At 37.5% G+C, this 14,403-nt stretch carries 15 protein-coding genes; 7 read left to right on the plus strand and 8 right to left on the minus strand.

Annotated elements, in window-relative coordinates; translation table 11 throughout:
- The 7 genes from RM549_RS19505 to RM549_RS18320 all read left to right on the plus strand — a co-directional run.
- On the plus strand, positions 1-166 hold a 166-nt coding region (locus RM549_RS19505; RefSeq protein WP_349254680.1), incomplete at its 5' end, for a DUF6876 family protein.
- Between the two features lie 22 nt (positions 167-188).
- Entirely contained in the window at positions 189-386 is a 198-nt protein-coding gene (locus tag RM549_RS18295; protein ID WP_139067548.1) for a hypothetical protein, read from the plus strand.
- Positions 387-818: 432 nt separating this feature from the next.
- Positions 819-1,199, plus strand: coding sequence for a BfmA/BtgA family mobilization protein (locus RM549_RS18300; protein WP_139067549.1), 381 nt, complete (start codon positions 819-821; stop codon positions 1,197-1,199).
- A gap of 11 nt (positions 1,200-1,210) precedes the next feature.
- A complete protein-coding gene (gene mobB, locus RM549_RS18305) occupies positions 1,211-2,242 on the plus strand; it encodes a MobB family relaxase (protein ID WP_311687450.1) in 1,032 nt (343 codons plus the stop codon).
- A 12-nt stretch (positions 2,243-2,254) separates the two neighbouring features.
- A complete protein-coding gene (locus RM549_RS18310) occupies positions 2,255-3,835 on the plus strand; it encodes a type IV secretory system conjugative DNA transfer family protein (protein ID WP_311687452.1) in 1,581 nt (526 codons plus the stop codon).
- A gap of 38 nt (positions 3,836-3,873) precedes the next feature.
- Positions 3,874-4,854 (plus strand): AAA family ATPase, encoded by a 981-nt coding sequence (locus RM549_RS18315; RefSeq protein WP_146831869.1) that lies wholly within the window; start codon positions 3,874-3,876, stop codon positions 4,852-4,854.
- A complete protein-coding gene (locus RM549_RS18320) occupies positions 4,847-7,459 on the plus strand; it encodes a S8 family peptidase (RefSeq protein WP_311687456.1) in 2,613 nt (870 codons plus the stop codon). Before RM549_RS18315 ends, RM549_RS18320 begins: the two co-directional genes overlap by 8 nt.
- 16 nt (positions 7,460-7,475) lie before the next feature.
- On the opposite strand, the gene RM549_RS18325 is transcribed toward RM549_RS18320, so the two are convergent.
- Genes RM549_RS18325 through RM549_RS18360 form a run of 8 tightly spaced genes read right to left on the minus strand, consistent with a single transcriptional unit; the run spans position 7,476 to position 14,402 of the window.
- Positions 7,476-7,838 carry a hypothetical protein gene (locus tag RM549_RS18325; RefSeq protein ID WP_311687458.1) on the minus strand — a complete coding sequence of 121 codons (363 nt, stop codon included), beginning with the start codon at positions 7,836-7,838 and terminating at the stop codon, positions 7,476-7,478.
- Positions 7,839-7,845: 7 nt separating this feature from the next.
- Positions 7,846-8,703, minus strand: a complete 858-nt coding sequence (locus tag RM549_RS18330) for a DUF4138 domain-containing protein (protein WP_311687460.1) — start codon at positions 8,701-8,703, stop codon at positions 7,846-7,848.
- Positions 8,700-9,629: a conjugative transposon protein TraM gene (gene traM / locus RM549_RS18335; protein ID WP_311687462.1), complete on the minus strand. Its 930-nt coding sequence runs from the start codon at positions 9,627-9,629 to the stop codon at positions 8,700-8,702. The genes RM549_RS18330 and traM overlap by 4 nt, the downstream gene beginning before the upstream one ends.
- Before the next feature lie 33 nt (positions 9,630-9,662).
- Positions 9,663-10,277, minus strand: a complete 615-nt coding sequence (locus tag RM549_RS18340; RefSeq protein ID WP_311687464.1) for a conjugal transfer protein TraK — start codon at positions 10,275-10,277, stop codon at positions 9,663-9,665.
- Positions 10,278-10,297: 20 nt separating this feature from the next.
- Complete coding sequence (locus tag RM549_RS18345) at positions 10,298-11,140, minus strand: hypothetical protein (protein ID WP_311687466.1); 843 nt, start codon at positions 11,138-11,140, stop codon at positions 10,298-10,300.
- A 2-nt stretch (positions 11,141-11,142) separates the two neighbouring features.
- Complete coding sequence (locus RM549_RS18350; protein WP_311687468.1) at positions 11,143-11,724, minus strand: conjugal transfer protein; 582 nt, start codon at positions 11,722-11,724, stop codon at positions 11,143-11,145.
- Positions 11,725-11,728: 4 nt separating this feature from the next.
- A complete protein-coding gene (locus RM549_RS18355) occupies positions 11,729-14,131 on the minus strand; it encodes a TraG family conjugative transposon ATPase (protein ID WP_311687470.1) in 2,403 nt (800 codons plus the stop codon).
- Positions 14,118-14,402 (minus strand): hypothetical protein, encoded by a 285-nt coding sequence (locus tag RM549_RS18360; RefSeq protein ID WP_311687472.1) that lies wholly within the window; start codon positions 14,400-14,402, stop codon positions 14,118-14,120. The genes RM549_RS18355 and RM549_RS18360 overlap by 14 nt, the downstream gene beginning before the upstream one ends.
- Position 14,403: the final 1 nt, after the last annotated feature.

The following is a 14,403-nucleotide window of genomic DNA, read 5'->3' on the forward strand; positions in this document are numbered from 1 at the left end:
ATCTAAGGAAAAACAGGATCATTCTGGGTACGAAGCCGAGATAATTTATAGCGATGGAAACGGGAATATTTTTGAGACCCACCGATATAATGTAACGGATTTTCCATTGGATGAACTACGGTTATTTTTTGTGGATAATACGTTGATGCTGCCGAGCGAATATTAACCCTTTCAAAAACCTAAAAATTATGATTTATCTAAATTTTTCAGACCTGAACGGGGAAGCCCAAGAACGGCTTTTGGAAAGTTCAAAAAACGACGTTGAGCAAAAATTTGGCGATGACATTCGGAACTATTCAAAAGAACATCACACCAATTTTGATGTGATGATCGAGGAAGAAGCACTACGGAATTTATACAGTTACACCTATGTGTTTAATATCTGAAATTGTTCAAATATTAACGGAAAGACCTTTGAATTTTTCAGAGGTCTTTTTTACTTAAACACATTCAATTAAATAAAAAATTGTTATCTTTATTTCGCTGAAATACAGCATTCAATTTTACGTAGGGTCATCCATTTTTTGACTTTCGCCGATAGCCCTGCCCATCGAAAAATCACATAACAGGAAATTATTTCCCTAGAACTGGCAATTGTCTTTTGACCAAATTGTACGGAATTTTCGTTCGCCTGTGGCGAACGAAAAGGAGTAGCAAGAGGGTAACACGCGATGCGATGTTTGGCACTCCTTTTCGTTTTCAAATAACTGATATTCAGTAACTTGAAAAAATATAAAATTCCCGACCTTCTACAATTTGCGACAAATACGCTGCAAACGCCCATTTTTAGGGAAGGATTTGCGACAAATCGGCGAATTATGGACTCATTTATCGGCATCAGGTTTAAAAAGGAAACGGCAAAACGTTTTCAGGAATTTTCAAGAACACACTTCAAATCACACACCGAAGCATTAGAAACAATGCTTGACTTTTTCTTCTACAACGAAATTTCCCCAAAAGAAAAACTAGGACCTACGGGAAGGACAATCGAAGCTTCAATCAAGAAGCGAATCAATGCGGTGATTGCCATTATGAGGGATATGGAAAAGAGCCAGACCAAACCCACTGTAGCAATGTTAGAATCCCTATTTCAAACCGAAGAACCCAAAAAGAAACCGTTAATTTTGGAAAAGAAAATCATTGAAGAAAAGAATGAAGTACGCTTTCGAGAAAAGCTAAACGGGAACAACAATCTGTAAATTTTTGAGCTATGTACATTACCATCACACCTCAAAAATTAGGGAACAATTACTCGCAAAGTTCAGCGGATTTTGTGGGCTACCTGGAGAAGGAAAATCAGGATCTGGAGCAGGGATCTATGGAACATTTTTTCAATCAATATGATGATGAAATATCAGCGGATGAAGTTGTAAAGGAAATTGATGGAAATGGTTCCAAACTCAAAAAGACGGAACCAAAATTCTATTCGATTACGGTCAGCCCTTCCAAATATGAACTGAACCGGTTACAGAACAATAGCGAGGATCTAAAAAGATACACCCGTGAACTGATGAAGAACTATGTGGCATCCTTCAATAGGGAAATCAACGGAAGACCGATTAGCATCGATGATATAAAATATTACGCAAAAATAGAACACCAACGAACTTTTAAGGGAACGGATTGGCAGATTAGGGAAAACCAGCCATATGCAACGAAAATCCTTCAGCTCAAAACAAAAATCAGAAACATTAAGGAGGGGCGATCTGAAGGCAATATTAAATTATTGCAGAGTGGAATTGATCGATTGGAAAAGGAAGCTTCGCACCAACAGGATGGAAAGCGAATTGTCCAGGGGATGCCAAAGGCAGGAAATCAAAGTCATATCCATATCATTGTAAGCAGAAAGGATGCCTCCAATACCTTTAGCCTTTCACCAGGGAGCAAGCATAAGGCATCGGAAGTCGAGATGCACGGTAAGAATGTAAAACGGGGCTTTCACCGTGATCAGTTTTTTGACCAGGCAGAAAAGACCTTTGACAGGACTTTTGTCTATCAAAGAAACTTTGCAGAGACCTATAAGGCTCGGAAGGATTTTATCAAAAACCCTAAAATCTATTTTGCATCGCTGATGAAATTGCCCATCAATGAAAGGGCAATCGCCTTTAAAATGATGAAGGAAAGTGATGTTCCAATGCTACCAAATATTCCGGTTACCCAGGCACAACTGGCAATGAAAGTATTTAATCGGTTGAGGCGTGGTGTGGACATCGCTATAAAATCAAGTTCAATAGGTATCTAAGGAAAAACAATAATGCAACTAGCCAATCCACTACATATACTATTAATTATCGTTTTGACAGCTTCAGTATTTTATGGACTGTATCGGATCTCAAAATATGCCTTTTTCTTAAATACTGTGCTGCTTTTGGGATTAATAGCCTATCTGTATTATCCGCATAATATGATAAAAGCACTACTTTATTTAGGTTGTCCTCTATTGTTGGTCAATACGGTATTTTACGTTTTTCTGCATAAACCGGATTTAAAGCAAAATACCTCTCAAAAATATCGTGTAACTTTTAAAACAGATAAGAAAAGTTTTAAAATTGAAAATATCAAACGTGGAGCTTCGATTATTGGATCTGCCGGAAGTGGTAAAACTGAAAGCGTGGTTTACGGATTTTTAAAACATTTCCAAGAACATAGCTTCTGTGGGGTTATTCACGACTATAAGGATTTTGAACTTACCGAAATGGCGTATCCGCTTTTTAAAAATTGGGATATTCCTTTTCGTATAATCTCCTTTGACAAAATTATTCATAGGGTAAACCCCATTGCACCCCGGTATCTTGAAAACGAAGAAAGTGTAAATGAGATTTCCCGGGTACTTATTGAAAATCTTCTGGAACAGCGGGAAATGGGAACCACGGGTACCTCTAAATTTTTTAACGATGCAGCTGAAGGTTTGATAGGCGGATTGATTTGGAAACTGAAAACATCCTATCCACAATTCTGCACCTTACCCCATCTAATCGCCATCTATCAATATTTGGACACGGATAGTCTCATAAAGTTTTTAGAGACCAATACCACCTCCAGAGCTATGGCAGATGCCTTTATTAGCGGCAAAGATTCCGAACGACAGACCGCGGGTGTAAAAAGTACCCTGGCCAATGCTCTGAAACGCATAAGTACTCAAAATATTTTTATGGCTCTTTCCGCAGATGAAGTGCCATTAAATATTAATAATCCGGAAAATCCTGCTGTGGTATCAGTAGTGAACAATCCTAAATTTGAGACCTCTTATTCGCCAGTTATAGCCACAATAATTCATACCATCGTTAAACAAATGAGTGTGCGCAATTGTATGCCTTCTTTCTTGTTGATGGAAGAAGCACCAACAATTCGATTATTAAATATGCACCGCATTCCGGCTACTTTAAGAAGTTATGATATTGCTACAGTTTACGTAATGCAGGACAAGATCCAGAATGATATGATGTATGGTGATAAGGCGAGTAAAGCAATTCTGAGTAATCTTTCTTATCAATTCTTCGGAAAAGTCAATGATCCGGACACCGCTAAGTATTATGAACGCTTTTTCGAGATCGTTAAAAAGGAAACTACCAGCATCAACCGTGGTTATAGTCTTGATTTTGATACACGCATTACTACCGGGGAACGGGAAACACCCAAAATACGGGCAGATGTGTTTTTCCGCTTAAAGCAGGGGGAGTTTATTACTTATGCTGATGGGGAGGATAAAAAGGTGCAGTTCAAATTGCAGAAAATTCAAAGACAGGTTCCTCAGGAGGAAAAGCAATTTTCCAAGGCTGACTTAGAAGCTAATTTTGAAAGAGTTTATCAGGAAGTGAGATCAATTTTTAATTAAATTATAGTTTAACAAATCAGAATATTATATTTGTACAAATGGCAAGAGCAGATTTATTATTAAAATTAGTTAAAGCCGGAACTAACGGAGACAATACCCTTTTTAGAAAGGTTGTTGAATCTATTATTGCCGAAGAAAAGAGTAAACAACATCATATTGTAGCTCAACAACTATTAGATGCACTTTCCAAAGCCTCGAAGCCTCAATCCAACCAACCTATACATAATCGTTTACTGGAAGATGGATTAGACAGTTTTTTATATCGCATTTACCCTCAAAAGACTTTGGATGATGTGATTTTAAATTACGAAAATCAAGCCGTCATTCAAGACCTTATCCAGGAACACCATCGCAGTGACTTATTGAGATCCTATAATTTAGAACCTAGAAATCGTATTCTATTGGCAGGTCCTCCTGGAAATGGAAAGACTTCTCTCGCAGAAGTCATAGCTCAATCTTTAATGATTCCATTTTACGTTGTGAGATATGATGGTATTATTGGTAGTTACCTAGGAGAAACCGCTACTCGGCTTAAAACAACTTTTGATTTTATTAGAACGCAAGAATGTGTTTTATTTTTTGATGAATTTGACACTATAGGAAAGGAACGTGGGGACATTCACGAAACGGGTGAGATTAAAAGAGTTGTAAGTTCATTACTTCTTCAGATTGATCGCTTGCCGAGCTATGTCGTAGTTGTCGCAGCAACTAATCACGCCGAACTTCTGGATAGGGCTGTATGGAGAAGGTTCCAAGTAAGATTGGAGTTAAAAGCTCCGGATAAGTCAATGATAAAGATTTGGCTCAAAAACTTTGAACAGCGTGTTAAATACGATTTGCAATATCCTATTGATAAAATAGCAAATAAGCTCGAAGGTCTTAATTTTGCTGAGATTGAAGAGTTTATCCTCGATGTTGAACGTAAATATATATTGTCGCTCCCTGACGTAAACGTAAAAAGGTTAGTGGATGAATGCCTTGTTCAAATGGAGCATAAATATTCTTTAGGGAATGGTTAAAAAACCAATTCTTTTGTTCCCATTCCCTATAAGTGCGGAAAAATCTAAAAAACAAGGTTTTCCTGGTAAAATGTTCATCCCAACCAAAACTCAACAAATTCAAAGAAATGAACTAAAGATAACGGAATTAGATCGTGTACTTTCTAATAGGTCAGCCTCACTACAAAAGGAAGTAGGGAATATTATCCCTGAAATGATCTTAGTGTTAGAAACTGCCGGAGAAATAAAAGATTTTTTTAAAGCTGTGAAAATGACTCTAGGAATGGAGTTTTTAGCTGAATATGAGACTGAGTTCGAGGCAGAAGATGATTTCTATAACATAGATAAAAACGGTAATAGATCTGAAGAAAATGTTGATGCCAGATTTTACCTCACTATGACCAACCAAAGGGCACTTAAAGAACTTCAGAAATATTGGCGAGAATATAAGAAAGATAAAGAAAAACAAAATTTTAAGCGAGGGACTGCAAAATTCAGATCGCTTTTTGAACAATTAAAGGATATTAGACCCTATAATGTTAGTGATAGGGTACGTGATACAGGTATTGAAAAATATATTCAGGAAAGAAAATTGTACGATTTTGATTTCGTAAGATTTGAAATAGAATTGGCCTTTAAAGATAGTGACCAAGCCAATCGAATAGCCTATGAAGAAGTAATCCGTTTCCTGAATTTACATAACGGAGAAGAAGTGAAAGGTTCAAGGACTATAATCTCCGAGATATCATATCACGCTTTTATTGCAAGGGCTCCAATTCAAGTATTTGATGATCTTACGGAGAATACGAATATTTCCTTTTTAAAATCGCAACAAGTTTTGTTTTTTCGTCCTGTAGGACAGATGGTTTTTGAAACTCCTGAAGATATTGAGCAATTAAAAAAGTTGCCCAATGTTGAAGAAAATGATGAACAACCCACAGATGGCCATCCAGTCATTGCACTTTTTGATGGTCTTCCCTTAGCAAATCATTCTCTATTAGAAAATAGATTACAAATTGATGATCCTGATGGTTTCTCCAGTAATTATACGGGTAATCAAAGATTTCACGGTACCGCAATGGCTTCTCTTATTATTCACGGGGATTTAGATAATGAGAAAAAATCGATATTAAAAAGACCCTTATATGTCCGCCCTATAATGAAATTGGACACACAACTTTATCAAGGAGAATGTCTTCCAGATGACGTTTTACCAATAGATTTAGTACATAGGGCTGTTCTAAGGATGAAAGTGGGAGATGCGGACAATCCTCCAGTAGCCCCTGAGGTAAAGATCATTAATTTTTCTATTGGAGACGCTTTTAGACCTTTCTTAAACAATATGAGCTCTTGGGCAAAATTACTGGATTGGCTTTCTTATCAATACGATATCTTATTTGTAATTAGTGCTGGAAATTTTAGTGACGATATCGCTTTGGAAATCCCAGATGATGAATTTGATAATCTCTCTGATGATGAAGTACAAAAATTAGCTTTAGAGGAAATAGTTAGGACAAATTTTAATAGAAAGATTTTGGCACCAGCTGAATCAATAAATTCTATTACAGTTGGTGCGGCACATTTTGATTTCTCAAAGCCTAATAATTTATACCAAAGGAAAAATCTGATTAAGTCATCCTCCTTATTATCTCCAATAAGCCGGATTGGTTTTGGTTTCCGAAGGAGCATAAAGCCAGAAATTATAACGTCAGGTGGGCGGAAGTTATTTCGAAAATCTCCAATTCAAAATTTACCAGGGAAAACGCTTCTTAAATTAGAATCAAGCCCATTTAATGTAAATCCTCCCGGAAACAGATCTGCATTTCCAGGTATTTTAGGACAAATAAATAAGTCTGGGTATTTGTGTGGTACTTCAAATGCAGCAGCTTTGACATCTCGTCTTGCTGCCCAACTTTATGATGTTTTAATTTCTATAAATAATTCTGGAGATAAATCTATACCATCAGATTTTCTTACTGTAATTATTAAAAGTTTATTGGTACATAGTGCTAGTTGGAGTAAAAGTTCAGATTTTTTATTGCAACTAATTAAGGATTTACCAGGCTCAGCTGCAAATACTTCAAAAAAAAACGTATTGCCTTATCTAGGGTATGGGGGTATAGATCCAGAACGCATTTTATATTGCACTGAGAAACGAGTAACCATTATCGGATACGGAAAGCTTTACGATGGCCAAGCCCATTTATATAGATTTCCATTGCCGCCATCACTTACTAAGGGAAGGATTGATAAAAAACTAACAATAACTTTAGCTTACAATAGTCCTCTAAATTTTAAAACAAGACAATATCGTAAAGCACAATTATTTTTTGATAATCTTAAGCATAATAATCATCTCGAATTAGATAGATCATATTATGATTTCCGAACCACACAATTAGGAACTGTGCAACACGATATTCTTATTGGGGACAAGGCTGACGTCTTTGTTGATGGAGATTTTTTAGAAATAAAAGTGAATTGCAGAGAAGACGCATCTGAGCTTGGAAAACTGTCAATTAAATATGGATTGTCTGTTACTTTAGAAGTCAAGGAAAATAATGACATAAAAATTTATGAAGAAATTAGGCAACGAGTTCAAACACGAATTAGGCCTACTCTATAAATTCAAAATTTATTTTTCAAAAAGGTCCTTTCTCTCTTGGTCCTTTGCTGGTAACTTTCCATTGACCATTTTCTTTAGCCAGTTTAAAAATTCCTGTTTTCCCATCGTAGGTGGTGCTGTATTTTACCCAGGCAAGTTTGCCATCAACAGCTTCATCTAAAATTTCTACCTCGATGTCTTTATCAGAATCTGGCATCATATTCTGTACGGTAATCAGACTGGCATATCCTTCTGAAGTGGTATGTTTTTTCAAGGCTGATTCATCTTTTGAGAAAAAGCTTTCTGCAACAACTTTGGCAGTTTCAGAAGGAGATTTTGTTGTGCTTTCTAAACAAGAAAGGAACAACAGTACGAGCGAACAAATGACTATTCTTTTCATAACATTACTAATTTGGGTTATTAATATATCTATGTGATATTTTTAGTTCTGTATTGCGTTCGCCATCCTTTTCATTCAATTCCAAAATTACTCGACGGTCATCGGACAATGAAAACTTGGGCATCACATAAACAAAGCGAGCCGTTTCATTTTCCTTAATCTTAGACGGCAGATTATGTTTGTATATCGGTTCTTGATAGAGCCGCTGCAACGATTTTCTTTTTCCTTTTTGACGAGTATCGATGGAAAGGTTTAAGAAATTCAAATCGTAATCCAACGTAGAATTATTTTCAATTTCGATAACAAAATAGAGTTCATCTTTATCAAAAACAATATTCTCTACGGTCAAGATAATACCTTCGTTTCGCTTCTTGATTCGCCCTATTCGCTGTTTTCTTTCAAGAAGGTACGAGCAGAATTTTTGGAAATAATAGGTGCTGTTATCTACAAGTTCTTCAGAAGATTCAACAAGGACTGAATCAGTTAAAATCGGTTTTTCATTACCGATACTATTTGATAGCGGAATGAAATAATTGAGCTTAGAGATCTTCTTTTTATATCTTACAATATACGAAAAAATCGAACCATTTCTATTGATTACCAGCAAATTACTTTCCTTCCCAGGCTTTGCTTGAAGTAGCCCAAAATACTGTTCATTTTCACGGTTGTAGGTAAAAACAAAATTGTCCGAACCGGTTATGCCTTGTCGTATGGGTTCTGGGAAGAATAGCGCAACATTTTTGGTATCGTTAGCATAAATGGTGTCCAGAACTTTGGTTTTTAACGCTGTAGCTTGTGCCGAACAGAGTCGAGGTGTGAAGACGGAAATCAACACCAGTATTAAAATTGAGATGAATGTTTTCATAATTTGGGTTTTAGAATGAGTTTATAATTGTTCAGTACCGTAACTTTTACATTTCTGTTGCTACGTCTGAGCACCTTTGTTACGCCACCAACTTGCGGAACAGTTGGAATATTGATGTCGCTAATAATATCGTCCAGAACTTCGGTAGTGGCTTCTGCCCGAAAATTGTTTTGCACATAAATACCTTCACTACCATCTGACAAATCGAAGGCTTTGAGTTTAGTAGGATGGTGCTTTATGTTTTCAATTTCAATGAGTGCACGATTAGGCTGAAAGCTGATAAAACCAAAAACGGATGTGTTCTTTGGCATTAGCTTACCATTGATGGTAGCAGCTTTGGTCAGGCGCATCCGCAATCTGGTGTTAGCTTTTACTACTTGGTCGCCATCCACAACCACGTAGATAGCTTCATCTGTATTCCCGATGACTGAAATGGCGCTAGGTTTTGGCGAAGTAGCGAAGAACAATTGATGTTCCAAGCCCAATTCTTTCGCTTGAATTTTTTGTTCCCTTTTTACTTCAGCAGAATCGATTGTTGGTATCGCTTTGCGAATAGTTCTTTTCTGTCCCAAGTTTTGGTATCGTTTTTCTGAATACTGAATCTTGCCAGCTTCATAAATGCTATCTACGATACGTTCTTTTTCGCGTTCCGGTAAATCTGGGTCGTAAAATCCCAATGAATCAATCAGCTTTTCATCATAGATGCTGGGTGCATTGTTTTCACGCACTTTTTTCAGGTCGTTAATAGCATCCAGTTTGGAATCGTACTCTTTTTGGTCCTCTTCCAAATCTGGCACTAAGGTCTGCTTAAGGTTTTCAGTTTCACTTTCATCATCGCCCATTACCATTACAGAATAGGAAATCAGGAATATGAAAATCACGGCCAAAACCGCGGCAAATACTATCTTGTTTTTTTCTACTTTCATAAGAGTGAGTTTTTAAGTGCCGATTATCGGCTTTCAACTTTCATCTGATATTTTCTTTAAGGTGTTCTCGAAATAGTTTGTAATCAAAAGTCCGTGTGGGTTGTTCGGGAAGTTCCGATCAACCATCATTAAGTTGCCAGTTGAAACCAATTCATAGGTATCTTTTATTGAGCCTCTATTGATTTCAAAAATGGTGGTTGTTGTAAAACTATACGAGCCATTATTTTCAGATATTCGTGAATCGATGCTCAGTACTTTTTGAACCAAGGAATACTGAAGCAACCTGTTGTAAACACCATCCGCTTTTTTCTGGCGGTAGAGATTGTCCACAGAACTATTGCCCAACCACAATGCCTTTTCCAAATTGCGTTCGTAATTACTGGCATCGATGTTATAGAAGTAGGTGTGGAACAGATCCAAATGTGCTAAAGCTTCAACCCGAAAATTTTCCTTTTGGGTTACGAGCTTCAGCGGAATTATACTGCCATCGGTATTGATAGCAAAGGCACTATTAAGGGCTTTTTGATTGGTTTTGAATGCCATCCAAACTGAAAAGGTACTGGATAGCAAAGCACAGACGACAACTGCAAAAACGATAAACCGATTCAGTTTTAGGACGTTATAAATATTCTGGTATGGTGTTTTCATATTTTCATTTTTAATCTGCCTTATGCAGTAAATAATCTGAGCGTGAATGACGTGGCGCGTCTATACAATTTGAATTTTAGGAAAACGATGAAGCCAACCGACCCTAACTGAACTACAGGTGCAAAAAAGCCCTGGCCAACGTCCGTTCCAAACAGGTTTGTCCAAAAGTTGGTATTTATCTCGGTATAAAGGGCATTGACAAAAACGTTGACCAGAAAGAAAGCAGGCACCAGCATATACACCGCTGCATACAGTTTGAAGAACGTATAAGCGAGCGAGCGGAATTTCTCAAATACTGCTAAGCTGATGACCAACGGGAAAAATGCTTGCATAATTCCGAGTAGAAAAAACCGTTCTGCCAAAAACAGTGGATAGATGAACAAATCCAATATCCATAGGAAAAGACTGATAATAAAGGTAAATATTTCGAAACCGTAGAGCGGTGTTACCAAGGCTTCATATAGAAGTGTCATAGCCGCTTGTGCCACCTCGATGATACTCACGTCCTCTTCAATTGGAATATCCTGCATTTGTAATGGCAATAAAGCCGGTGCAGTCCCTCGATATTGCCCTTCAATGGCCACTAAGATGCCATCAAAAAATCCCAATACCTGAGTTGAGAATATGACCAAGATGACAATGGTAAAATTCTTGACCAATTCACCAGGATTCAATCCCCAAGTGTAACCGTCCTTCTCTGCAACGCCTTCGTTATACTTTTTAAGGATGTTGACCAAAAAGAACAGGACAGCGAGCGTTTTCATTCCCGCAATTGTGTATTGCGAAAAATTGCTAGCCTGTATGGTCTGGAAAACGGTATCGATATATTCTAGTCCGATTCCTAAGAGAATTGTGGCGGTCATTTTTAGTATTCGGTTTCTCGGTTATTGACTTTATCCTGCATTTTTCTAAAGGAAATAATGTCACGATAGCGTTTTGTTTTCGTTGTGATGCTGGAAACCATCTGTTTTGATTCCAGCTCTTTTGCTTTTAGAATTTCAGCACGCTCGGCATCACTCATTTTTAGGTAATCGCTGGACAGCACTTCATCGATAAAATCCACCGTGTTTAATGAGTTTTGAACTATGGCGTCGAAAGATTCCACAACCCTTGAAACTTCTTCTGGTTTGATATAAGGCGAGTTTAAAATATCCTGCAAATCATTTTGCATTACGTTGATAAGGCGCTGATTGTTCTGTCCAATTTCCTCAACAGCCCTAAGCTGTTGGACAACACTGGATACTTTTTCTACGGCCTCTTTTGCATCTTTTAGAAATTTCACAGACTTGATAAGTTGGCTCGTCTGCTTCGCAGATTCTACCAAAGATTTTACCAGACTGATAAAATTGGTGTTGTCATATACTGGCATTCCTTGGGCAGTAGCATTGCCTGACATAAAAAAAGTGAGGGCTACTGTCATTACTAAAATTTTGATTTTCGTCTTCATAATATTATGATTTAGATGTGAATTGCATTATTGCTTTTTCCATATCGTTATGCTCATTGTATAGCTTCATTATTTTCTCATTTTCTTGTCCATCGGTCAGGTAGGCGGCATAAACTTCCTTCGGAACTTCGAGCCGGAAGATGTTGCTCTCACGACCTATTTTGATAAACATTTCTGTGTATTTGCGTGGACCGGAAAGATTGTTCTTAATGGATTTTAACTGGTTGAGATCGTGGCTTGATAGATTGAGCCTTTTGACTAGTTCATCATAACCCTTTTCGTTGTTCAGGCTATAGATGACCTGTGTGTTTTCAAGAATACTTGCTGAAGTTGAATTATTTGGAAGTTGGTTGATGGATTGTAAAATAATTCCAATAGCACCATTTTGCTTACGTATGGCTTGGTAATAGAACTCGACGCTTTCCAGCACGTTTTCAAACTTTAGTTGTTTAGCGAACTCATCGAAGAGGATGATGCCTTTTTCAGCTCGGTTTTTCCAAATGGTTCTTTGGATGGCTGACTTAATAAGCTTGAGCATTACGGACAGGATTTCCTTATTGTCCTTTACTTCATCCAACTCAAAAACGATCAGACGTTTGTCTTCAATTTTATAGGTTTGGTCTTCGCTCACTTCAAACAGGAAACTATATAGACCATCGCCGACATATTCGGACATTACGTGCAAAAAGCTCGTGACATTGAAGTAGTCGGGATGGATTTTTAAGGTGCTCAGAAGGTCTTCCTGATTCCTTTCTATAAAGCTGTAAAAACCATCTAAAGAGTGATTTTCTGAAGTGCTATCGTAATAATGGCGAAGAATCTTTTTGACCGATACCGATTGCGCTTTTGTGACTTTTAAGTCTGAAGCAAAGAGTTCAAACAAGAAAACGGACAAGTCTTCCAAACGTTCAGGTGTGAGGTCATTAGTATCGCTTATATAAAATGGATTGATACCAAGGTTCTTTCCACTTTCGTACCTAAGCACGGTATATTTTTCAGGATAGAGTTTGGCAAATTTGGTATAGGATCCACCGAGGTCAATGATGACCAAGCGAACGCCACTTTCAAAATATTGACGCAGAATATTATTGGCCAAGAACGATTTTCCTTCACCTGTTGGTGCAAAAATGGCGAAGTTTCGTGCCTTTATTCTTTTCTTCTTTTCGTCCCAAACATCCTTTAAAACAGGAATGTTATGCTCACGGTCATTAAAGATGATTCCGGTGTTATCGCTTTTGTAATTGGTATTATTGATGAACAGGCAAAGCGCGTGTTTCAAATCAGTTACATACAAATCATTGTTTGAAAAATTGGAAGAGAAACAACAATAGCTATTTAGGATGTAATTTTTACGTTCCTCGCCTCTTGGATAATACGGTATGATATCCAATTCCTTAAATTCAGCCTTAATTTTTGAAGTTATCTTATCAAGCTCTTTGGCATCTTTTGACCAATAAACAATATTCAAATGACCACGAATAATTCGGGCATTATCATCAGCATTGATTTGGTCAAGGATGTGCTGGATTTTACTGAGTACCACCTTATTCTGGGAACCGAAGTTTGAGCTTTTGTTCAGTTCTTCTACTTTCTTGTCGAGCAGCTTTCGCCACTTTTGTTTATCCTCCAGATATAGGATTTGATTAACGATATGGTTCTCGTTAAGCGTAAGCCCTAAGCCATCAATAAACCCTTGATGAAATACAAAATCGTCTGAAGTGAATTTCTCATTGGTCTTGCTGCTCTGTACACTTTCGCCAAAGCACAGTTCGCTATTGATGGCCAGGGCATCAAAATGGTTTTCGCCAATATTGACGCTTTTTTTATCTAGGATAATGTCTGTATCATAACCTTCATTAAATCCATTGAAGTAGTTACTTGTAAGCTTCTGTATTTCTTCCGCTTTAAGCGGAGAGAACGCCATTTTTCGGCTATTGTTTATAAAGGAAACAGAGTCGCTTACCGAGTTTACGAAACTCTTTATGTTATCATCCAGTTCCTGTACGATTCCCTTTGAAACTTTTCTGAAGGGATTGACATATTTTGGATTGTTGAGTGCTTTGTTTTTCGTCAGAATGAAGAACAAATAACAGCTGTGCTCGATGTGGCTACGACCTTTAAAATGCTCGTGGGTAGCCTTTTCCAGAAAAGTTGTGTTCGGAAGCTTTTCTGAAGCATATGATTTTTTGAGGTAGATATCCTGCTTGTGAACCACAGTGCCGACCGGTAAGGATTTCAAAGCCTGAAACCACGCACCGTGCATATCCTCAAAATCCTTTTCGGAAAGCGAATATATTTCAGGCAGGTTGCCTTTATAGCATAGGACAACGTTGCCATTATTGACAAATACGATATTGTCCTGAATATCTGCAATGGGTTGATATGCCGAAAGGTTAATCTTGTTCATAATTAAAACCGGAATTTCTTTTGTTACTAATGATTTTTGGAAAGGCCTTTGCCATTTGGAACAGTTGCGGATTGTGTGCTATCCTCGTCAGCGCCACATATAGGGAAGCGTTGAAGACCAACACACCTATAATCATCCCAAAGCTGAATGAGAAAATGATGATTAATAGCGAAGCCAAAATGGAAACCATCATCAAGGCAAACAGGGAAATGGGCAGCCCGAATATGACCGCCCGTTTCCTGATGTTCTTATATACCTCGAATTTTTTCATA

Origin of the sequence: Autumnicola patrickiae (assembly GCF_031846525.1) — a bacterium.
GTDB classification, from domain to species: domain Bacteria; phylum Bacteroidota; class Bacteroidia; order Flavobacteriales; family Flavobacteriaceae; genus Autumnicola; species Autumnicola patrickiae.